Annotated in this window: 23 protein-coding genes; 17 read left to right on the top strand and 6 right to left on the bottom strand. The window is 71.5% G+C overall.

From position 1 onward, the window contains the following. Positions 1-19: 19 nt before the first annotated feature. Complete coding sequence (locus tag FPZ12_RS01595) at positions 20-406, bottom strand: VOC family protein (RefSeq protein WP_150980166.1); 387 nt, start codon at positions 404-406, stop codon at positions 20-22. An 80-nt stretch (positions 407-486) separates the two neighbouring features. After that, positions 487-2,538: a DUF6351 family protein gene (locus FPZ12_RS01600; protein ID WP_144758067.1), complete on the bottom strand. Its 2,052-nt coding sequence runs from the start codon at positions 2,536-2,538 to the stop codon at positions 487-489. Positions 2,539-2,670: 132 nt separating this feature from the next. On the opposite strand from FPZ12_RS01600, the gene FPZ12_RS01605 reads away from it, so the two are divergent. The 6 genes from FPZ12_RS01605 (at position 2,671) to mptB (ending at position 10,423) form a co-directional block, all read left to right on the top strand. Further along, entirely contained in the window at positions 2,671-3,288 is a 618-nt protein-coding gene (locus tag FPZ12_RS01605; protein ID WP_144758066.1) for a TetR/AcrR family transcriptional regulator, read from the top strand. Between the two features lie 194 nt (positions 3,289-3,482). Next, positions 3,483-5,249, top strand: a complete 1,767-nt coding sequence (locus FPZ12_RS01610) for an ABC transporter substrate-binding protein (RefSeq protein WP_243769622.1) — start codon at positions 3,483-3,485, stop codon at positions 5,247-5,249. A 2-nt stretch (positions 5,250-5,251) separates the two neighbouring features. Next, a complete protein-coding gene (locus FPZ12_RS01615; RefSeq protein ID WP_144758065.1) occupies positions 5,252-6,271 on the top strand; it encodes an ABC transporter permease in 1,020 nt (339 codons plus the stop codon). Then, a complete protein-coding gene (locus tag FPZ12_RS01620) occupies positions 6,268-7,158 on the top strand; it encodes an ABC transporter permease (protein ID WP_144758064.1) in 891 nt (296 codons plus the stop codon). The genes FPZ12_RS01615 and FPZ12_RS01620 overlap by 4 nt, the downstream gene beginning before the upstream one ends. Continuing rightward, a complete protein-coding gene (gene nikE, locus FPZ12_RS01625) occupies positions 7,155-8,813 on the top strand; it encodes a nickel ABC transporter ATP-binding protein NikE (protein ID WP_144758063.1) in 1,659 nt (552 codons plus the stop codon). The genes FPZ12_RS01620 and nikE overlap by 4 nt, the downstream gene beginning before the upstream one ends. Positions 8,814-8,827: 14 nt before the next feature. After that, positions 8,828-10,423, top strand: coding sequence for a polyprenol phosphomannose-dependent alpha 1,6 mannosyltransferase MptB (gene mptB / locus FPZ12_RS01630; protein WP_144758062.1), 1,596 nt, complete (start codon positions 8,828-8,830; stop codon positions 10,421-10,423). A gap of 31 nt (positions 10,424-10,454) precedes the next feature. On the opposite strand, the gene FPZ12_RS01635 is transcribed toward mptB, so the two are convergent. Genes FPZ12_RS01635 through FPZ12_RS01645 form a run of 3 tightly spaced genes read right to left on the bottom strand, consistent with a single transcriptional unit; the run spans position 10,455 to position 13,631 of the window. Further along, complete coding sequence (locus FPZ12_RS01635; protein ID WP_144758061.1) at positions 10,455-10,856, bottom strand: TIGR03668 family PPOX class F420-dependent oxidoreductase; 402 nt, start codon at positions 10,854-10,856, stop codon at positions 10,455-10,457. Positions 10,857-10,866: 10 nt separating this feature from the next. Further along, positions 10,867-11,724, bottom strand: coding sequence for a S66 peptidase family protein (locus tag FPZ12_RS01640; RefSeq protein WP_144758060.1), 858 nt, complete (start codon positions 11,722-11,724; stop codon positions 10,867-10,869). Further along, positions 11,721-13,631, bottom strand: coding sequence for a prolyl oligopeptidase family serine peptidase (locus FPZ12_RS01645; RefSeq protein WP_144758059.1), 1,911 nt, complete (start codon positions 13,629-13,631; stop codon positions 11,721-11,723). The genes FPZ12_RS01640 and FPZ12_RS01645 overlap by 4 nt, the downstream gene beginning before the upstream one ends. 104 nt (positions 13,632-13,735) lie before the next feature. Between FPZ12_RS01645 and FPZ12_RS01650 the strand changes: the two genes are divergently transcribed. From FPZ12_RS01650 to FPZ12_RS01695, 11 genes are all read left to right on the top strand, one after another. Beyond that, positions 13,736-14,311 (top strand): DUF3090 domain-containing protein, encoded by a 576-nt coding sequence (locus FPZ12_RS01650; protein WP_144758058.1) that lies wholly within the window; start codon positions 13,736-13,738, stop codon positions 14,309-14,311. A gap of 5 nt (positions 14,312-14,316) precedes the next feature. After that, positions 14,317-15,120 carry an SCO1664 family protein gene (locus FPZ12_RS01655; protein WP_144758057.1) on the top strand — a complete coding sequence of 268 codons (804 nt, stop codon included), beginning with the start codon at positions 14,317-14,319 and terminating at the stop codon, positions 15,118-15,120. A 681-nt stretch (positions 15,121-15,801) separates the two neighbouring features. Next, positions 15,802-16,371: an RNA polymerase sigma factor gene (locus FPZ12_RS01660; protein ID WP_144758056.1), complete on the top strand. Its 570-nt coding sequence runs from the start codon at positions 15,802-15,804 to the stop codon at positions 16,369-16,371. After that, positions 16,362-16,913 carry an anti-sigma factor gene (locus tag FPZ12_RS01665; protein ID WP_144758055.1) on the top strand — a complete coding sequence of 184 codons (552 nt, stop codon included), beginning with the start codon at positions 16,362-16,364 and terminating at the stop codon, positions 16,911-16,913. The genes FPZ12_RS01660 and FPZ12_RS01665 overlap by 10 nt, the downstream gene beginning before the upstream one ends. Before the next feature lie 10 nt (positions 16,914-16,923). Then, positions 16,924-17,289 carry an Asp23/Gls24 family envelope stress response protein gene (locus FPZ12_RS01670; protein WP_144758054.1) on the top strand — a complete coding sequence of 122 codons (366 nt, stop codon included), beginning with the start codon at positions 16,924-16,926 and terminating at the stop codon, positions 17,287-17,289. Beyond that, positions 17,286-17,594, top strand: a complete 309-nt coding sequence (locus FPZ12_RS01675; protein WP_144758053.1) for a hypothetical protein — start codon at positions 17,286-17,288, stop codon at positions 17,592-17,594. The genes FPZ12_RS01670 and FPZ12_RS01675 overlap by 4 nt, the downstream gene beginning before the upstream one ends. A 58-nt stretch (positions 17,595-17,652) precedes the next feature. Further along, positions 17,653-18,102 (top strand): Asp23/Gls24 family envelope stress response protein, encoded by a 450-nt coding sequence (locus FPZ12_RS01680; RefSeq protein ID WP_144758052.1) that lies wholly within the window; start codon positions 17,653-17,655, stop codon positions 18,100-18,102. Positions 18,103-18,105: 3 nt separating this feature from the next. Further along, a complete protein-coding gene (locus FPZ12_RS45435; protein ID WP_166462529.1) occupies positions 18,106-18,282 on the top strand; it encodes a hypothetical protein in 177 nt (58 codons plus the stop codon). Further along, the gene (locus tag FPZ12_RS01685) at positions 18,279-18,566 is read left to right on the top strand and encodes an Asp23/Gls24 family envelope stress response protein (RefSeq protein ID WP_144758051.1); all 288 of its coding nucleotides are present in this window, start codon (positions 18,279-18,281) and stop codon (positions 18,564-18,566) included. Before FPZ12_RS45435 ends, FPZ12_RS01685 begins: the two co-directional genes overlap by 4 nt. Continuing rightward, positions 18,563-19,096: a DUF6286 domain-containing protein gene (locus FPZ12_RS01690; protein WP_150980167.1), complete on the top strand. Its 534-nt coding sequence runs from the start codon at positions 18,563-18,565 to the stop codon at positions 19,094-19,096. Before FPZ12_RS01685 ends, FPZ12_RS01690 begins: the two co-directional genes overlap by 4 nt. 2 nt (positions 19,097-19,098) lie before the next feature. After that, entirely contained in the window at positions 19,099-19,668 is a 570-nt protein-coding gene (locus FPZ12_RS01695; protein WP_144753470.1) for an alkaline shock response membrane anchor protein AmaP, read from the top strand. A 16-nt stretch (positions 19,669-19,684) separates the two neighbouring features. On the opposite strand, the gene FPZ12_RS01700 is transcribed toward FPZ12_RS01695, so the two are convergent. Continuing rightward, positions 19,685-20,053, bottom strand: a complete 369-nt coding sequence (locus FPZ12_RS01700) for a winged helix-turn-helix transcriptional regulator (RefSeq protein ID WP_144753472.1) — start codon at positions 20,051-20,053, stop codon at positions 19,685-19,687. Positions 20,054-20,210 lie beyond the last annotated feature (157 nt).

Here is a 20,210-nt window from a genome sequence, read left to right on the forward strand (position 1 = left end):
GCCTGCGAGAGCGCCCCGGTTACGCGGGTGGCACGTGACAAACGGCCTCCACGTTGTGCCCGTCGGGATCGCGGAGGAAGACCGCGTAGTAGCCGGGGTGGTATTCCGGCCACTCGCGCGGGGCGTGCAGCACCTCCGCGCCCGCGGCGACGGCCGCCTCGTGGACAGCGTCGACCGATTCCCGGCTCGGCGCCACGAAGGCGACGTGCAGCTCCCGCGTCTCCTCGCGCAGGGCAGGGGAGAGCCAGAACCGCGGCGGACTGTTCCCGGCCGCGAGCGCGACCACGGACCCGCCCCCGGCCGGGAACCGCCGCGCCTCCCGCATCCCGATCGGCGCGAACACCCGCACGTAGAAGGCCGCCGCCGCATCCACGTCTTTCGCCTGTACACCAAGGTGATCCAGCATGACCAGGACGCTAGCGGACACCTCCGACAATTCCGCACAAACGCTCACCGGCCCGCCCCCCACCCCACAAACCCGACCGCTCAATAACTCCGCCAAGTCCCGCGCGCCGCCTGCGCTCCGACACCCGGCTTCCCGTAATCGCACACACCATCCGGGAATGCCGTCCGCAGAGTGGCTTGCTGCGCGACCGTGAACCGCACCGGGTAGGTCCGGAAGTCCAGTGGCCGCAACCGGCACTTGAGCACATCCATCGCCTGCCCTTCGCCCGCCACCGTCCGCGGGTTCCCCGCGACCGGGTACGCCGCGCCGCACTGTCCGCTGTCCAGCGGAGCCTGGATCCGTTGCCCGCCCACATAACACCCGTCCGACACGTCCCGCGGCCGGTTCGCCAGCACCCGGGCCTCAAGGCTTCGCCCCGAGTGATCCACGCCGATCGCGGTGAGCCAGCGGTCCATCGCGTCCAGCTCGTACCTGCTCGCCGCCGCCGCATCGGCCGGCTGGCTTTCGATGATCACCTGGTTGCCCGTCGTCCCGTTCGCCGCGGCCAGGCGCTGCCGCATCGCGAACGACCACTCCGTGGTGTGGATGTCGTTCCCGAACCCGGCCAGATCCAGGTCCGTGCGCTGGTCGATGATCGGCGTCTCCCGCAACCCGCGCGACGCCGAGTTGAGCAGGTCATCGGCATAGGCCGCGGAGAGCGCTTTCCGGTCGCCCGCCGTCCGCTGCGCCACGGCGGCGCCGGTGTAGTCGATCCCGCCGATCCCGGCGTTGAGATCCACGAACTGCCGCGCGCTGATCTGCCCGGCTTCCAACGCCGCCAGGCCATATTGCACGCCGACGCTGTCGAGCGTGCTCGGCACGAACCCGGTCGCCGGATCACGCCCGAACTGGTTGACCAGCTGCTCGTTCGCGTTGCACTTCACGCCGTCCGGGTTGGTCACCGGATCCCACCGCGCCGCCACCGGGATCGCGGCGTTGCAACTGCCGGTCGCGGTCGCGCGATTGGCGAAGGTCAGCTCCCACGACGTGCAGGTGGTGTAGTCGCGATAGCCCGACACCGCCAGTTTCTGCGCCGGAGTGAACGAGGCGTCCTTGGCGAAGTACTGGTTCAGCAGACGGCAGTCCGTCACCGGCCCGGCCGTCGCGAGCGGGTCCGGGAACGAGATGCCCGGCACGATCCCGTCCACGATCCCCGGATACGCCTCGGCGATGTCGTACTGCTGGATCGCGCCACCGGAACCGCCCCAGCCGATGGTGTGCAGCACCGGCCCGTAGGTCTCGACGAAATGCTCCTTGACCATCATCGCCGCCTCGGCCGAGATGATCGGGCTGCAGTTGGTGTCGAGCACGTTCAGGCTCGACGACGCCACCGCGTACCCCTGCCCGAGGAACAGATCCTCCAGCACGCCGCCGGTCGCCGCGCCCTGGTGGTAGCCCGAGTTGCAGCCGCCGCCGAAGGTGTAGACCAGCCGCGAGTTCCACGACCTGTCCGGCGCGAACGGCGAAGGCGCGCCGTCGTAGAGCGCCGCGATCTCGTACACCGCGCGGTCGATGGTGCCCCGCTCCACACGCACGATGTAGGGCACCTGCCGCCCGTTCACCGTCGCCGTCGCCAGATCCGCGGGCCGTGCGGACGGATCGGCCAGCGGCACGAAGGCGCCGGCCGTGCTGCGGTACCGATAACTGACTTGCGTGCCCACGGCGCACGACGGCTGCTGCGCCGGCGGCAGGCCGTAAGCCGTTGTCTCGCAATAGAAAGGCTCCTGCTGCGCACCGGAGAACACCGGGCCCGAGACCGGATGGTTCGTCACCCGCAGCGTCGCGTCCCGGTGCCCGCCCGACGACGCGGTGATCTCGTTGGCCCCGTCGCGCAGCCCGCTCACCAGGCCGAGCAGGCTGCCGTCCGGCTGACGGCGGAACTCCGCCGTCACGTCACGCCCGTTCGCCGAAACCCGCGCCGGGCCGCTGACCGACACCAGCACCTGCCCGCCACTGACGAACTCCGGATGCGGATTGGACACCGACGTGATCGCGAGCCGCGCCGGTGGCGACGCCGCCGCGCTCACCGGAACCAGGACGGGGGCCGCGAGCGCGGCCAGGAGGATCAAGGAACGCCCACTGCGAAGTCTCACCGAACACCCCAAAGGCTCGGTGGCGCCACCTCATCGGGGCGCCGCGCGCCTGCCGGTATAGCACAGAATTCGTGGTACACCGGTATCATATACGCTTGTACCACAACGAAAACCGCAGTTGGGAGCAGTGCATTGCCCAAAACGGTCGATCACGAGCTGCGCCGCTCGCAGCTCGCCGCGGCGCTGGTCCGCCTCGCCGCGCGAGACGGCCTGCACGCGGTCACGATGCGCGCGGTCGCCGCCGAAGCCGGGGTGTCGCTGCGCCTCGTGCAGTACTACTTCGAGACGAAAGCCGAGTTGGTGCAGGCGGGCCTGCGTCAGCTGCAGCACCAGAGCAGCCAGCGCTGGGCGGCGCGGGTGGAGAACCTGCCGAGCCCGCGCTCGGGCCGCGCGGTCGTCGAGGCGTTCCTCGCCGAAGCGCTGCCCACCGGCGAAGCCAGCCGCACCTTCCATCTCGTCGGCGCCTCGTACGCGGCGCTCGCGATGACAGACCCGGGGCTGACCGGAAAGCCCGTCGTCGCCGGTCTGAACCACCTGGAGGTGGAACTCGCCGGAGCGTTGCGCGCGGCTCAGGCGGACGGAGAGCTGCGGCCCGGCGTCGACCCCGCGCGGGAAGCGGGCCGGCTGATCGCGCTCAACCACGGAATCGGCACCGCCGTCCTCGTCGGACAGCGCACAGTCGCCGAAGCGCGGGAAATCCTGCGCTATCACGTGGATCAGCTGTTCGCGCCGCGGCGCCCCCACCACTGAACCACCGGCACGCAACCCCTTTCCCGCACGTGGTCTGGACCAGGGCACGAAAGGACAACGATCACGGCCACGCCCGGCGGGTGCTGATTGCGCGACTGCGCGGCCATGTGGTTACTTTTCCGCTTCGAACACCTCCAGAGAGGCGGGGACACGTGGGGCTAGGTATCTCCAGACGATGGCGCGCGGGAGCCGCGGTGCTGGCGGCGATCCTGCTGGCCGGGCCGTTCGCGCCGCAGGCGCAGGCACAGCAGCAGGGCGGCAAGGTGCTCCGGGTCGCGCTGGTGCAGGAGGTGGACCACCTCAACCCGTTCCTGGCGTCCTTCGCCTCCAGCACCATGATCGGCCGGATGACGTGGGAGTTCCTCACGCTGCCTTCGGCCGAGGACAACACGCCGAGCCCGGGCCTGGCCACCTCTTGGAGCGCGTCACCCGACAAGCTCACCTGGACCTACCAGATCCGCCAGGGCGTCAAATGGTCCGACGGGCAGCCGGTCACCGCCAAGGACGCCGCCTTCACCTTCAACCGGATCATGACCGACCCGAAGGCGCAGGAGGCCAACGGCACCTACGTCGAGAACTTCGAGAGCGTCACCGCGCCCGACGACCGGACCCTGGTCATCAGGACCAAGGCGCCGCAGGCCAGCATGAACGCGCTCGACGTGCCCATCGTGCCCGAGCACGTCTGGTCCGGTATCAGCGACATGGAGGACGCCAAGACCGACACCGTGCCCGTGGTGGGCGTCGGCGACGGCCCGTTCCTCATCACCGAGTACCGCCCGAACGAGCTGGTGCGGCTGAAGGCCAATCCGGACTACTGGCGCGGGAAGTCGCCAGTGGACGAGCTGCAGTTCATCACCTACAAGAACGCCGACGCCGCGGTGAACGCGCTGCAGAACAACGAGGTCGACTTCGTCAACCGGCTCACCTCGACCCAGTTCGACGCGCTGCAGGGCAAATCCGGCATCGCCACCAACAAGGCCAACGGCCGCCGTTACCGCGAGCTGATCATCAACCCTGGCGCGCAGAACGCCGCGCGCCAGCCGATCGGCGACGGCAACGCCGCGCTCAAGGACGTCCGGGTGCGCCAGGCCATCGCCAAGGCGCTCGACCCGCAGACCCTGATCGACAAGGTCCTCGGCGGCTACGGCCAGCTCGGCGCGAGCATCATCCCGGCCTCGTTCCCCGTCTACCACTGGGAACCGGCCGACGGGCAGCGCTACAAGTTCGACCCCGCCGCCGCCAACGCCCAGCTCGACGCCGCCGGCTACCGCAAGGGCGCCGACGGGATCCGGATCGGCCCGGACGGGAAACCCCTGGAGCTGCGGCTGCTCGGCCGCGCCAGCGAGGACTACGCCCAGCGCGCCTCGGACTACGTGGTCAGCTGGCTCGCCGCGATCGGCATCAAGGCGGACAAGGAGCTGGTCTCCGACAACGAGGTCGACGAGCGCACCAACGCCGGCACCTACGACCTCGCGTTCTCCGGCTGGGGCACCACCCCGGACCCGGACTACATCCTGGCCAAGCAGACCTGCGACGCACTGCCCGCCACCGCCGGCAGCAGCAGTAGCACCGCGTTCTTCTGCGACCCGCAGTTCGATGCCCTCTACGCGCAGGAAAGCGCGGAGACCGACCAGGCCAAGCGCGCCGACCTCGTCAAGCAGGCCCAGGCCCGCTACTACGAGCAGGTGCCCAGCGTCGTGCTCGACTACGACAACGCGCTCGAGGCCTACCGTTCCGACCAGTTCTCCGACTTCCCGAAGCAGCCGGCGGGCACCGGGCAGATCATGGAACAGAGCGGCTACTGGGGCTTCTACGGCGCCACTCCGGCGTCGGGTTCGGGCAGCGGCGGCGGCCTCTCGGCCGGCGCGTGGATCGGGATCGTCGCCGGCGTGGTGGTCGTGATCGCGATCGGCGGCACCGTGGCGGCCCGCCGGCGGAAACCCGCCGAGGACCGGGAGTAGCGGTGTCACAGGCGCTCACCGAGGCCGAACTGGCCGACCCCGACGAGCGGCGCGGCGGAACCGGCTGGGGCCGGTTCCTCGCGGGCAAGCTCGGCGGGGCGGCCGCCAGCCTCCTGCTCGTCGTCGCGCTCGGGTTCCTGCTGTTCCGGATGATCCCCGGCGACCCGGTCGCGACGCTCACCAAGGACAAGGCCAACAGCGCGCAGCAGATGGCGCAGCTGCGCGAACGGCTCGGCCTGGACAAGCCGATGATCCAGCAGTTCCTGGACTACCTCTTCGGCATCTTCCGCGGCGACCTCGGCGTGTCCTATGGCTACAACCGGCCGGTGGCCGACCTGATCGCGGAACGGTTCTGGCCCACCCTCCTGCTCGTGGGCACGGCGACCGTGCTCGCCGTCGCGCTCGGCCTGTGGCTCGGGGTGCGGGCGGCGTGGAAACGGGGCAGCGGGTTCGACCGCACCCAGACCGGGATCGCGCTGACCCTGTGGTCGGTCCCGCAGTTCTGGCTGGGCCTGCTGCTGCTGATCGCGACGCACGGACTGTTCCCCAGCGGCGGTATGCGATCCCCGGACACGCCGCCCGATTTCCTTTCCCAGGCCGGCGATGTCGCCTACCACCTGGTGCTGCCGTGCGTGACGCTGCTGGCGGTGATCTACGCGCAGTACATGCTGGTGATGCGCTCCTCGCTGCTGGGCGAGATGGACGCGGAGTACCTCACCACCGCGCGCGCCAAGGGGCTGCGGGAGGACCTCGTGCGCCGCAGGCACGCGGTGCCGAACGCGCTCCTGCCCACCGTGACCCTGGTGTTCCTGCAGTTCGGCCTCGTCGTGTCCGGCACCGTCACGGTGGAGACCGTGTTCTCGTGGCCGGGGCTGGGGCTGCTCACCTACGAGGCGCTGCGGGTGCCGGATCTCCCGCTGCTGCAAGGAGTTTTCGTGGTGCTGGCCGGTTCGGTCATCGTGATGAACCTGATCGCCGAGGTGCTCTACCGGGTGCTCGACCCGCGGGTGCGTGCGCGGTGACCGCGGCGATCGTGTGGCAGCGGAGGCGCGCGGCCGTGGCCGGGGTGTGGCGGGAGTTCGCGGCCAACCGCGGTGGACTCGCGGGGCTCGCCGTGCTCATCGTGATCGTGGTGCTGGCACTGCTGGCGCCGGTGATCACCGATTCGGCCGGGCTCGACGTGACGAACGCGCCGGGCAGGCCGCTGCAGGCGCCGAGCGGGCAGTTCCTCCTGGGCACCGATATCGACGGGCGCTCGGTGCTGCTGCTGACCCTGTGGGGCGCCAGGGTTTCGCTGCTCGTCGGGTTCTGCGCGACGATCCTGTCGGTGCTCATCGGGACCCTCGTCGGGCTCGCCGCCGGGCACTTCGGCGGCTGGGTCGCGGCTGTGCTGCTGCGGTTCACCGACTTCTTCCTGGTGCTGCCGTCGCTGGTGCTGGCGATCGCGCTGTCCACGGTGCTGCCCCAGGGCATCGCGACGATCATCATCGCCGTGGGCGTCACCTCGTGGCCCACCACGGCGCGGCTGGTGCGCGCGCAGACGCTGACGATCGAGAGCCGCCCGTACATCGAACGCGCCAAGGCGCTCGGCGGCGGGCACGCGCACATCGTCGGCAAGCACGTGCTGCCCGGGGTGCTGCCGCTCGTGCTCGCGAACACGACACTCGTGGTGGGGATGTCGATCATCGCCGAGTCCACGCTGTCGTTCCTCGGCCTCGGCGACCCGAGCGCGGTGTCGTGGGGCTCGATGCTGGAACGCGCGCTGCAGTCCGGCGCCGTCACAGGGGGAGCCTGGTGGTACCTGCTGCCGCCGGGGCTGGCGATCGTGGTGATCGTGCTGTGCTTCACCCTCGTCGGGCGGGCGCTGGAAACCGTGCTGAACCCACGACTCAAGGGGGAGCGGGCTTGAGTCCGTTGCTGGAGCTGAAGAACCTCGGCGTCACCTACCGCACGGGCAGCGGTGACATCGAGGCGGTACGCGACGTGAACCTCGCGCTGGCGCCGGGGGAGACGCTGGGCCTGGCGGGGGAGTCCGGCTCGGGCAAGTCCACCGTCGCGATGAGTGTTCTGCGCCTGCTGCCCAAATCCGCGCGCGTCTCGGGCGAGATCCTGCTCGAGGGCGAAGACGTGCAGGAAATGAAGTGGGGACGGCTGCGCGCGGTCCGCTGGGCCGAGGCGTCGGTGGTGTTCCAGGGCGCCATGCACGCCCTCAACCCGGTGCGGAAGATCGGCGCGCAGATCGCCGAGCCGATCCGGCTGCACGCGGAAAAACCGCCGGGTGAAGCGGAAGTCCAGGCCCGCGTCGGCGAACTGCTCGAGCAGGTCGACCTGCCGGTGTCCCGCGCTTCGGCGTATCCGCACGAGCTTTCCGGCGGGCAGAAGCAGCGCGTGATGATCGCGATGGCGCTGGCCTGCCGGCCGCGGCTGATCATCGCCGACGAACCGACCACCGCGCTCGACGTCATCGTGCAGGCGCAGGTGCTGGACCTGATGTCGCGGCTCGTCGCGGAGCAGGAGCTGGGCCTGGTCATGATCAGCCACGACCTGTCCGTGCTCGCGGCGACCTGCGCGCGGATCGGCGTTATGTACCAAGGTGAACTCGTCGAACACGGCCCGTCCGCGAAGCTGATGGCCCACCCGGAACACGAGCACACGCGGGCGCTCGCGGCCGCGTTCCCCACGGTCGGGGACCCGGTGTCCCGCTACTCCCCGGCGACGGCCACCCCGCTGCCACCGGAACCGGAACGCGCGCCGGGCGAAGAGGTCCTGCTCTCGGCGCAGGACCTGCGCGTCACCTTCCGAGACCGCACCGGCGCGAAGATCTACGCCGTCGCGGGCGTGGACCTCGAGGTGCGCCGGGACGAGATCGTCGCGCTGGTCGGCCAGTCCGGCTCCGGCAAGACCACCCTCGCCCGCACCCTGCTCGGCTTGCAGAAACCCACCTCGGGCGCGGTGCGCTACGCGGGCGAGCCGGTGCCGTCGTCCGGCGCCGGGCTGAAGGCGTACCGGCGTCAGGTCCAGTTGGTGCTCCAGGACCCCACGAGCGCGCTCAACCCGCGGCACACGGTGTACGAGGCCGTCGCCGAAGGGCCCCGCATCCACGGCCTGCCCGGCGACGAACGACAGCTCGTCATCGAGGCACTCGAAGCCGCGGAACTCCGTCCCGCCGAACACTTCCTGACCCGGCTGCCGCACGAGCTCTCCGGCGGGCAGCGCCAGCGGGTCGTCATCGCGGGCGCGCTGGCGCTGCGTCCCGGAGTGGTGGTGGCCGACGAGCCCGTGGCCTCCCTCGACGCGTCCGTGCGCGGCGAGATCCTCGCGCTGCTGCTGCGCCTGCGCCGCGAACTCGGCCTGGCCGGGCTGGTGATCACGCACGACCTCGGGCTGGCGTGGAACATCGCCGACCGGGTCGCCGTGATGTACCGCGGCGAGCTCGTCGAAGTCGGTACGGTCGAGGAAGTCCTGCTCGATCCCCAGCACGAGTACACCCGCTCGCTGCTGGCGGCCCTGCCCGGAGGCGTGCAACGCGCCGCCGCCGCGAATCCGTCTCGGCGCGGTGTGTAATCTCCCAGAACGAAATGGCGACCACTACTGATCCCGTACCGGGCGCCCCCTCACTGGGCGAAGACACCGGGGTGCCTGCCGATGGGCACCCGGAAGCCCGCGTGCGCGAACCTTCCCGGTTCCCCTACCGCACCATCTCGATGGGAACCATCGGCAGTGTCCTGCTCCTGCTCGGCGCCCTCGGTGCCGGCGGCGTCCTGATCCGCGACCCGGTCATCGGCACCGGGCCGCTGTCGTGGGTCCGCTACGGGCACGGGCGGATGCTCGCGAACGCGGTGCTCTACGCCGGGTTCGGGCTGCTGATGTGGGCGTGGGTGCGGCTGGGCCGCTACATGCTCGCCGGGCGGATCGGCACCCGCCCGATCCTCGTCGCCGCCGCGTGCTGGATGGGCCCGCTGCTCGTCTCGCCGCCGCTGTTCACCCGCGACGTGTTCTCCTACCTCGGCCAGGGCGCCCAGCTGCTGCACGGGCTCGACCCGTACGCGCACGGGCCCGCGGAGCTGGAGATCCTGCCGAACATCGTGCAGAACGTGCACCCGGTGTGGCAGACCACCCCCGCGCCGTACGGGCCGCTGTTCCTGCTGGTCGCCAAGGGCGTCGTCGCGCTGACCGGGGACAACGTGATCGCCGGCGTGATCGTCACGCGGCTGGTGCTGCTGATCGGGCTCGGCGCGGTGATCTGGTCGATGCCGCGGCTGGTGCACCGCCTCGGCGGGAAGCTGCCGGTCGCGATGTGGCTCGCCGTGGCCAGCCCGATGACGGTGATCCACCTCGTCGGCGGCCCGCACAACGACCTGATGATGCTCGGCTTCCTCAGCGTCGGACTGGTCGCCGCCCTGGAACGCAAACACGCGGTCGCGATCGTGCTCGTCACGCTCGGCATGCTGATCAAGCCCACGGCGGCGGTCGCGCTGCCGTTCCTGGTCTGGGTGTGGGCGAACCACCTGCCCGGCGAGTCCCGGGTGAAGAACTTCTTCAAGGCCGGCGCGCTGTCGGTGGGGATCTTCGCCGTGGTGTTCGTGCTCGGCACGTGGGTGTCGCTGGGTTCGTTCAACCTCGGCTGGGTCACCGGCCTGCAGGCGCCGACGCTGGTGACGAACTGGCTGAACTTCCCGACCGGGATCGGCCAGGCCGTGTACACCCTGGTGCATCTGGTGATCAACGTGCCGGAGTCGCCGTTCATCACCGCCGCCCGCGCGCTGGCGATGCTGGCGCTGGCGGTGTTCGGGGTGCGGCAGTGGTGGAAGTCCCGCTTCGGCGGCAACGAGGCGATCTTCCGCGCCGCGCTGACCTTGCTGGCCACCGCGATCCTCGCCCCGCCCACGCTGCCCTGGTACCTCACGTGGGGCTTCGTCGTGGCCGCGGCGTTCCCGTGGCGGCGCCGCCATCTGGCGATCGTCGTCGGGGTGTCGATCTTCCTGGTCATGGCCTACTACCCGACGGGCGAGCAGGCGCTCTACGACTGGTGGTTCGTCGCCATCGCGATCGCGCTCGGCGTCTACGCGGCCGCGTCGCTGCTGCGGCCGGACCCGCTCGGCCTGATCGGCGCGTGGCGCCGCCAGACGGGGGCCGCTCCGGTCGAAGAGGGCGGGCAGGTCCCGGCGGCCTGAGCGCCGGCCCCACCCCGGTGTCACGGCACGGTCAGGAAGCGGCCCACCCGCTGAGCTTCGTGACCTCCGTGCGCACCACCGGTCCCTCGGGCGGGCGCTCGCGGTACTGCGGGTACTTGGCCACCAGCGCGTCCACGGAATGGCCCGGCACCACGGCGGCGTAGCCGTCCGCGCGCACCCACCACAACCGGGTCCAGTCCTCGTCGTAGGCGTCGGCGAGGAAGGCGACCGAGGGGTTCGCGGCGATGTTGCGCAGCCGGCGCAGATCGGTGGTGCGCTTGGGTTTGTGGTCGACGGCGAACACGATCGCGCCCCGGTCGAGCGCGAACGTCACGGGCACCAGATGCGGTACCCCGGCCGCGTCCACCGTCGCCAGCCGCGCCACCCGGGCCGCGGTGAACCGTGCGCGTGCTTCGTCCTCGGACAGTCGCATGCCCCGCACGCTAACCGCAGCGCAGCCGCCCCGCCGAGATCGTTCCCGTGACACCCAGCGGGATCGTCGCCGCGCCCGGCCGGTGCCCGAACGGCAGCCCCCACAGCATCGGCACCCCGAGCGGGCCGAGCCTGTCCAGCACGAGCCCGCGCACCGATTCCGGGGCGCCACAACCGGTCCACGAGCCCAGCGCGATCCCGCGCACGCCCGCGAACCAGCCCGAACGCAGCAGCTGGGTGAGCATCCGGTCGATCCGGTACACGGCTTCGCTCACGTCTTCGAGCAGCACGATCGCCCCGTCCGCCGACCGCTGCTCGGGCGCGCCGACGCCCGAGGCGAGCAGGCTCAGGTTCCCGCCCGTCAAGACGCCCGAAGCGTCTCCGGGCACCAGCGCCTCTTCGGCGGCCAGCTCCACCGTGGACTGTCCGAAAAGGACCGAACGCAGCCTGTCGGCCGCTTCGGCGTCCCAGTAAGTGCCCGCGGGCATCCCGGAAAACAACGTCACCACACCGAGTTCGGCCGCCAGCGCCTGGTGCAACGCCGTCACGTCACTGGAGCCCGCGAACACCTTCGGCCCCGCCGCCCGGAGCTCGTCCCAGTCCAGCAGGTCCAGCATCCGCTGGGTGCCGTAGCCGCCGCGGGCCGCGATCACCGCTCGCACGGCCGGATCCACCCACGCCGCCTGGAAATCCGCCGCCCGCGCCTCGTCCGTCCCGGCGAGGTAGCCCAGCCGCGGGTGTGCGCCACCGGTGAACGCCTTCACCGTCAGGCCCCAGCTTTCCAGCTCCGCCGCCGCGGCATCGAGCCGCTCGGGCGCGACGGGCCCGGCCGGGGTGGCCAGCGCGACGGTGTCCCCGGGCCGGATCATCGCCGCAGGTCCAGCCTCGGCACGCCGGGGGTGTCGAACCCGAAGACCTGGCCGTAGAAGGATAATTCGGCCTCCAGGGCGGTGATCATGGTCTCCGCCTTGCGGAAGCCGTGCTGCTCGCCGTCGAAGGTGAGGTACGCGTGCGGGATTCCCTTGCCGCCCAGCGACTCCACGAAGCGGTCGGCCTGCTCGGGCGGGCAGATCTGGTCGTCGAGCCCCTGCAGGAGCAGCACCGGACCGGTCAGCTGGTCCGCGTGCAGGAGCGGCGAACGCTCCTCGTACCGCGCCAGCGTCTCGGGCAGCGGGCCGATGAGCCCGTCGAGGTACCGCGATTCGAAGTCGTGGGTCTCGCCGCCCTCGCCGGTCCAGCCCGCCAGGTCGAGGATCGGGAACTTGATGGTGCCCGCGCCGAACACCGAGGACGTGGTCATCGCCGCCGCCGACGTGAACCCGCCCGCGCTGCCACCGCGGATCGCCAGCCGGCGCGGGTCGGCGATGCCCTCGGCCACGAGCGCCTTCGCGACGGTCACGCAGTCGCCCACGTCCACGACGCCCCACTGCTCGCGCAGCCGCTCGCGGTAGGCGCGGCCGTACCCGACGGAACCGCCGTAGTTGACCGCCACGACGCCGATGCCGCGGCTGGTGAAGTACGCGAAGTCCAGATCCGGCACCGGGAAATTGCGCCCGGTCGGCCCGCCGTGGACGTGCACCAGGTACGGCGGCAGCTCACCCTCGGGCACCGTGTACTCCGGGTTGGCCGGCGGGTAGACGTACGCGGGAATGCGCTCGCCGTGCTCCCCGGTGAACACCCGCTCCTCGGGAGCTCGCAGGTACGCGTGAGAGACCGGCGCGGCCTCGGCCGCCAGTTCGGTGATCGCGCCGGTGGTGGCGTCCACCCGCAGGACAGCGCTTTCCCGGCCCGGCCCCGACGCGATGCCGAACACCGCCCCGTCGTGCACCGCGATACCGGCCGCCCACTCGGTCAACTCCGGCGCCAGCGGGCGGATCGTGCCCTCGTGCTCGTCCAGCACCGCGAGCCGGCCCGAGTCGAGCACCGCGTACCGGCCGCCGCCGAGCGGGGCGAACCAGCGCGAGCCGATCTTCCACAGCGGGCCACCGAGTTCGGCCTCCGCGGGGGCCAGCGCCTTGCTCGCGCCGTCGAGGCCGATGCGGTGCAGGTTCCACCAGCCGTCCGGATCCGCCAGCGCCAGCAGCGACCCCGGGGACTCCCATTCCAGCTGGCACACCGAGACCCCGGCGCCGCCCGCGAGCACCCGCTGCGGCGTGAAACTCCCGTCGGCGCGCACCTGTGCCACGCACAGTTCCGTTTCGTCCCACGGCATCGACGGGTGGTTCCACCCCAGCCACGCGGCGTGCGCGCCGTCCGGCGAGAGCTGCGGCGCGGTCAGGAAGTGATGGCTCGCGGAGAGCGAACGGATTTCGCCCTCCGCGAACGCGACGAGATCGCGGCGGATGTCGGTACGCCGCGGCCCGGTGCTCGTCTCGCGGACCGCCCACACCTCGCCACCGGGCCCGGGGCGCAGATCGCCGAAGCGAACCCCTTGCGGTGTGGCGGGTTCCGGGGTGAGCGCGGTGACCGAGCCGGTGTCCAGATCGCGGACGCGCACGCGCTGGTCGTCCCAGTGCGTGAAGTAGAGCGAACGCCCGGCGACCAGCCACGGACGGCCGCCGTACTCGTGCACCCTGTTCCGCGCGTTCCACGGTGCGGGAAGCATTTCCTCGCCCGCGCGCACCAGCGCGAGGCGGCCGCCTTCGGCCGGGCGGGCCTCCGCCCACCACGGTTCACCACCGGCGACGTCGAGCCACTGCGGGCCGCCGCCGGCTCCGGCGACGAGGGCCGCGGTGATCGGGGAGGGCCAGGATCCACACGGGCTGCTTACGGGCACCGCTGCACTGTAGTCGGGCCGGGGCCGCACGTGACCGGCTCCACTAGACTCAAGCAGGGGCGGCGGATGCCGATCATGGAACGGTGGCTTAGGGTCGAGGTGTCATGGCTCGTGTTATCCACGTCTTCCGCCAGCCCGACCGGTTCGTCGCCGGGACCGTCGGGGAGCCTGGGGACCGCACTTTCTATCTGCAGGCGTCCGAGGACGTCCGCACCATCAGCGTGACCATCGAAAAGCAGCAGGTCGCGGTGCTCGCCGAGCGCCTCGGTTCGCTGCTGGAAGAGGTCGCCAACCGCTTCGGCGCCGACGTGCCCGAGACGGTGCCCGACGAGCTGGTCGACGTCGACCCGCTCGAGGTGCCCGTCGAGGAGGAGTTCCGCGTCGGCACGATGGGGCTGGGCTGGGACGCCGAGAGCAAGGCCGTCGTCGTCGAGCTGCTCGCCATCACCGAGGGCGAGGTCGACGAGACGGTGGTGCTCGACGACACCGAGGAAGGTCCGGACGCGGTGCGGGTGTTCCTGAGCCCGGCGGCCGCGCGCGCCTTCGCCGACAGGGCCGACAGGGTCGTCAACGCCGGGCGCAAGCCGTGCCCGCTGTGCGGGGAGCCGCTGGATCCCGCCGGGCACATCTGCCCGAGGCAGAACGGCTACCGCCGCGAGACCGACCTGACCGAGGAATAGCGTCCGTGGCCGAGTCCGTCAGCGCGACCGATCCGAGGGCGAAACAGGTCGTCGCGCACGGGAAACTGGATGTCGAGGGCCGTCTCGTCGACGCATCCAACGTCACCCTGTTCTGCAACGTCGAGCTCGACGGGCTGCGCGCGAACGCGGTGTACAAACCGGTGTCCGGGGAGCGCCCGCTGTGGGACTTCCCCGACGGCACGCTGGCCGGCCGCGAGGTCGCCACGTACCTGCTCGCCGAGTCGCTCGGGCTAGGCGCCATCCCGCCCACCGTGCTGCGGCAGGGTCCGTTCGGCGTCGGCATGGTGCAGCTGTGGATCGAGACCGCGGACGAGGAGCTGATCGACGTCCGCGCTCCCGAGGAGGTGCCGCCGGACTGGAAGGTCGTGCTGCACGCGCACGACCGCCTCGGCGAGCCCGCGGTGCTCGCGCACGCCGACAAGCCCGGGGTGCGGGATCTGGCGTTGCTGGACATCGTCGCGAACAACACCGACCGCAAGGGCGGGCACATCCTCGCCGGCACCGACGGCCGCGTGTACGGCGTGGACCACGGCATCTGCCTGCACGCCGAGCCGAAGCTGCGGACCGTGCTGTGGGGCTGGATCGGGGAGCCGCTGCCGGAGGAGGCCGTCGAGAAACTGGCCGCCCTGCCGGAAAAGATCTACGGCCCGCTCGGGGACGAGCTCTCGGAGCACCTGACGGGCCTGGAAATCAGCGCGATCGCCGACCGCGCCGAGGCGCTCCTGGCGGCAGGCGTCTTCCCGGAGCCGGGGGACGACTGGCGCGCCATCCCGTGGCCCCTGTTCTGAGCTGATCCGGGAAGCGCTTTCACGCCGTGGCGCGCAGCTCCTGGCGGGACTCGCGGAGGCCGCACCGCCGCTGATCGAGCGCGCGGCCGACCGAGGGCCCGCTTCCGCTGACCGTGGGGGCCGCCGACGCTGCCGCCGCGGGTACTGCCACCGCCGACCGAGCGCGCCGGGTTCCTGTTCGACCTCGTCGCCCGGCCCGACAACGGCGCCATCGTCGCCGGGCGGCTCGCGCCGCCCGCCGGAAGAACCGCATCATCTCCGCCGGGCGGCTCGCGCCCTCTCGCGCCGCCCGGCCCTGCCGTCACCCGAGCCCGGCCGGGCGCACGGCTCGTGCTCCGCGGTCGCTGCGCAACTATCCCGCCACTCAGCCCGCGGCTCGCGAAGCGCGCGAGGGGCGCGGGTGCGGCGCTCCACGCGATCACCTGATCCAGCAACGCATCCAGCGCGGCCGAGCTGGATGCGAAGTGCGTGAAGTCCCCGGTGACGAGGACGAACCCGTCGAACGAGGCGAACCAGCGCCCCGGGACGTGCGGCCGGGACCTATCCGGCGGGCACGTTCACCCGAATACGGTGATGGTGTTCACCCGAACCGCCGGAAAACTGGCGCGTGACGTTGCGGGGCGGGCGGTGTCTGGAATACCGAAAGCATCGAAGAACGAGGGTGACGAGCGGGGGGTGCGGATGACCGCGGCGGCCGAAGCCGGGACGGGGGCGGCGCTGGATGATGCCACGCTCGTGTCCCGTGCTCGTGACGGCGACACCCGGGCCTACGAGGAACTGGTGCGCCGTTACCAGACGCCGATCTACCGGCTCGCCGTGCGCATGCTCGGCAGCACCGGGGACGCCGAGGACGTGGTGCAGGACGTGTTCCTCACCGTGTGGCGGCGGCTGGAGCAGCTGCGCGAGGACGGGGCGTTCGTCGGCTGGCTCTACCGCACCACCACGAACCGCTGCCTCAACGTGCTGCGGGCCCGGCGCCCGGTGGCCGACGTCGACCTCGACACCACCGAAACCCCGCGCGGTGACGCGAAACCCGAGCGGGCCGCCGAAGTCAGCGCGCAGCTGGCGGCGCTCGAGAGCGCCCTCGGCGGTCTCACACCGGCGCAGCGCGCCTGCTGGCTGCTGCGCGAGATCCACGGCCGGTCCTACGAGGAGATCGCCGAAGCGCTCGATTCGACACCCACCGCGGTTCGGGGCCGCATCTTCCGTGCCCGCGCCCAACTCGCGGAGGTGATGCAGCCGTGGCGGTAGAAACCGGTTACGACCTGCCCTGTGGCCGCTCGCTCGAACAGGTCTGGGCGGATCTTGACGCCCTCGACGAACACGAACGCACCTGCCCGCACTGCTCGACCGCCCGCGGCAGCCTGCTGGCGCTGCGGTCGGCGACCCGCGAGCTGGCGGCGGAGCGGATCGAGCCGCGGCGGGACCTGACCGACCGGATCATGGCCGCCGTGCGCGCCGACGTCCGGCGGCGCGGGGACATGCTGCCGGTCCGCGCGGACGAACCGGGCGGGCTGGAAGTCAGCGAGCAGGCGGTGGCCGTGGTGCTGCGCTTCGCCGCGGACGAGGTCGAAGGCGTGCGCGCCCGCCGTTGCCGGGTCCGGGTGAGCAGCCACGACGAGGACGGCGAGGCGGTCCTGCAGGCCGAGCTCACCGTCGTCGTCGAGTACCGCGGCGATCTCGCCGACGTGCTCGACACCGTGCGGCAGCGGTGCGCGGCCGCGTGCGCGGCGTCGGTCGGGCTGCGGCTGGGAACCCTGGACCTCGTAGTCGCGGATCTTTACGAAGCATGAGGAGGTGACGATGAGCGCCCAGTGGATCATCGAGGAGCCGGTGGTGGCCGCGGTCGCCGCCGACGCCGCGCTGGCCACCCCCGGAGTCGTGCGCCTCGAAACCGGGGTCGGCGGGCTCGTGCGCTCCTGGGGACGGGGGAAATGGCAGCAGGTCAAGGGAATCACCCCGGCGCCGGCCACCGGCGCCCTCGCCGAGTTCGGCGACGGTGACCTGCGCGTGCGGGTGGGCATCGCGACCTCCGGGGCCGTGCCCGCGGCGGCGGTCGCCCGCCAGGTGCAGCGCGAGGTGCGGGCGGCGGTGACCAAGCAGACCGGGCTGGACGTGGCCGAGGTGTCGGTCGTCGTCCTCGACATCGAACCGGCGGAGGTGCCGTGACCGCGCGTTCGGAGACGGTGGCGAAGCTGCTGGCCGCGTTGTCCACAGTGGAGGGTCTGCGGCCCGCGCCACCGGTGCCGCGCTCGACCGTCGTGTGGAACACCGACGCGCTGGCCTTCGACGTCGACGCCGAAGTGGTCCGGGTGCGGCTGGTCGCCACCACGCTGCCGCTGCCGCCGTCGCTCACCGAAGCGGGCGAAGTGGTGGCGAAAACCCTTGCCGGGACGCCGTTCGCGGCCGCCCGCGTCGAGCTTGTCGTCACCGATGTGGACAGTGCCGCGTTCGATCGGGCGGCCAGGCCGTGACTTCTGGTCCCCGGCGGTGTCGTAGGTAGTGGAACCAACGAGAAGGAGATGACGAGCAATGGCCACGAGTACAGAGGAAAAGTCGCCAGCCCGCGCCGAGAGCGGCGCGCCGCTGGTGACCAGCCAGGGCACCACCACGATCGCCTCCACCGTCGTGCAGAAGATCGCCGGGCTCGCCGCCCGTGAGATCAACGGCGTCTACGACCTCGGCGGCGGCATGACCCGCGCGTTCGGCGCGATCCGCGACCGCATCCCGGGCGCCAACGCCAGCGCCGGGCAGGGCGTTTCCGTTGAGGTGGGGGAGAAGCAGGCCGCGGTCGACCTGCAACTCGTCGTCGAGTACGGGGTGTCGATCGCCGACCTGGCCCGCGCGGTGCGCTCGAACACGATCAGCGCCATCGAGCAGATGACCGGGCTGGAGGTCGTCGAGGTCAACATCGTCGTCAACGACGTGAACCTGCCCGGCGACAACCCCGACGAGCCCGCGGCCACCGGGCGGGTGGAGTAAGCGATGACCCCGACCGTGCTGGGCCTGCTGACCGGGCTCGTGCTGGGCGTCGCGGCCGCGTTCGGCGGGTTCACCGCCTTCATCGTGGTCGCGGTGCTCGGCGCGCTCGGGCTGCTGGCGGGCCGGGCGATCGAAGGCAAGCTCGACCTGTCCCAGCTGCTCGGGCGGGACAGGCGATGACACTGACCGATACGCGCGGCACCACGGTGGTCACCGACCGGGCGGTGCGGCGGATCGCGGGACAGCTGCTGGGCGGGAAGGTCGGCGCCAAGGTCACCGGGGAGCACGTGACCCTGGACGCCGAACTTTCCGTCACGTACCCGAACTCCGTCGCCGCCGCCACCGACCGGGTGCGCGCCGACCTGGCCCGTGACGTCGCCGAGCTGACGGGGCTGACGGTCGACCGCGTGGACATCACGGTCGTCTCGCTCGACGGCGGTCGCGGGGAACGGAGGATCGAATGATCAGGCGCCCACGCCGCGCCCTGGCGGCGAGCCTGACCGCGCTCGTCGGGCTCGCGTTGTGCGCCCTCGTCGCCACCAGTGCGATTCAGCTGCTGGTGCACGAAAAGCCGGTGCTGGACTACCACGCGGCCGCCGCCCGGCTGCACGACCTGCACTGGACTTCGACGCCGGTCCGGATCGCCGGCATCGTGCTGGCCGTGCTCGGCCTGGCGCTGCTGCTCGCGGCGCTGCTGCCCGGCCGGGCGCTCGTGCTGCCGCTGCAGGAGGACGGCAGCACGAGCGCCCCGCTGACGTCCGGCGCGCGCCGTCACGGGATGACCAGGACGCTGCGCGCGTCGGCGGAATCCCTCGACGGCGTGGGCTCGGCGAAGGTCGGGCTGCGGCGGCGCAAGCTCAAGGCGCGGATCAAACCGGACAGGCTGGCCACCCCGGAACTCGGCGGGCAGGTCACCACCGCGCTGGAAGAACAGCTCGACCGGATCGGCCCGGCGAAACGGCCGCGGACCAAGGTCAAGATCGGGAGGCCCTGACGATGGCGAGCCTCAACCGCCCGGCCCGGCTGAACCGGACACTGCTGGCGTTGATCGGCCTGGTGCTGCTCGCGGCGGGTGCGTTCCTGGTGACCACGTACTACGGCTGGCTGCGGCTGATCGACCGGGAGCGGCCGCTGGTGCCGGGCACCGAACTGCCGCCGACGTGGGTGCTCTACGTCGTGGCCGCCGGGGCTGTCGTGCTGGGTCTGCTGTTCCTGTCCTGGCTTTCGGCACAGGCGTTGCGCCGCCCGAAGACCAGCACCTGGCGCTGGGAAAGCGTTGAGTCACAAGGGCGGACGGATCTCGCGGCTTCGGTGGCGGTGGCACCCTTCGAGGGCGAGGTCGGTGGCTACCTCGGCGTGCAGTCGGCTGACGCGGTGCTCTCGGGTAGCCAGGACAGGCCGACGCTGCTGGTGAAGGTGACCGCCGAACCCGAGGCCGACCTCACGGCGGTGCGCGAGCGCATCGTCACCGACGGCGTGCCCCGGCTCAAGCAGGCACTGGATCTGGACGAGCTGCCGACGGTCGTGGAGTTCGCCTTTGCCGATACCGGAGCCAGGGTGCGCTGACCGGCAGGGGTCGCGGTCAGACGGCGGCGGGTGTCTTTCCCGCGTCGTAGGCGGCGCGGGCCTGGGCGATCGAGCCGCGGTGGCGTTCGGCCCAGCCCAGCAGCCCGGTCAACGACGTGTACAGCTCGCGCGCCATGTCGGTGAGCGAATACTCGACCCTCGGCGGGACCGTCGGATAGACCGTGCGGATCAAGAGCCCGTCGCGCTCCAGTTTGCGCAGGTTCAGCGTCAGCATCCGGCGGCTGATGCCCTCGACCTGGCGCTCCAGCTCCGTGAACCGCACCGGCCCGTCGGCCGCGGCGACGATGATGCCGATGCTCCACTTGCCCGCGACGTGGTCGAGCACCTCGACGATCGGGCAGGCCTCGGCGATCGGATCGGTCATGGCGGCCTCCTTCCGGCCGCTCCAGGTTACCGCGGATGGACCCTGTTACACATCGTTTCCTCTGGGCGGGCTGTGACCTCCAGGACAGCCCTCGCAGGTGGGGACCGCTGACCTGGATGGTCACATCGATGTGCCAGGGGAACACGAAACTGCCTTC

The sequence above is a fragment of the Amycolatopsis acidicola genome, assembly GCF_007713735.2.
Taxonomy (GTDB): Bacteria; Actinomycetota; Actinomycetes; order Mycobacteriales; family Pseudonocardiaceae; genus Amycolatopsis_E; species Amycolatopsis_E acidicola.

Coding starts and splice junctions, on each gene's coding strand:
- FPZ12_RS01640 (WP_144758060.1), bottom strand. CDS start 11,724: ATGATCCGGCCCGGGGACACCGTCGCGCTGGCCACCCCGGCCGGGCCC.
- FPZ12_RS01695 (WP_144753470.1), top strand. CDS start 19,099: ATGGCGAGCCTCAACCGCCCGGCCCGGCTGAACCGGACACTGCTGGCG.
- FPZ12_RS01660 (WP_144758056.1), top strand. CDS start 15,802: ATGACCGCGGCGGCCGAAGCCGGGACGGGGGCGGCGCTGGATGATGCC.
- FPZ12_RS01595 (WP_150980166.1), bottom strand. CDS start 406: ATGCTGGATCACCTTGGTGTACAGGCGAAAGACGTGGATGCGGCGGCG.
- FPZ12_RS01685 (WP_144758051.1), top strand. CDS start 18,279: ATGACACTGACCGATACGCGCGGCACCACGGTGGTCACCGACCGGGCG.
- FPZ12_RS01670 (WP_144758054.1), top strand. CDS start 16,924: ATGAGCGCCCAGTGGATCATCGAGGAGCCGGTGGTGGCCGCGGTCGCC.
- mptB (WP_144758062.1), top strand. CDS start 8,828: ATGGCGACCACTACTGATCCCGTACCGGGCGCCCCCTCACTGGGCGAA.
- FPZ12_RS01700 (WP_144753472.1), bottom strand. CDS start 20,053: ATGACCGATCCGATCGCCGAGGCCTGCCCGATCGTCGAGGTGCTCGAC.
- FPZ12_RS01635 (WP_144758061.1), bottom strand. CDS start 10,856: ATGCGACTGTCCGAGGACGAAGCACGCGCACGGTTCACCGCGGCCCGG.
- FPZ12_RS01650 (WP_144758058.1), top strand. CDS start 13,736: ATGGCTCGTGTTATCCACGTCTTCCGCCAGCCCGACCGGTTCGTCGCC.
- FPZ12_RS45435 (WP_166462529.1), top strand. CDS start 18,106: ATGACCCCGACCGTGCTGGGCCTGCTGACCGGGCTCGTGCTGGGCGTC.
- FPZ12_RS01680 (WP_144758052.1), top strand. CDS start 17,653: ATGGCCACGAGTACAGAGGAAAAGTCGCCAGCCCGCGCCGAGAGCGGC.
- FPZ12_RS01690 (WP_150980167.1), top strand. CDS start 18,563: ATGATCAGGCGCCCACGCCGCGCCCTGGCGGCGAGCCTGACCGCGCTC.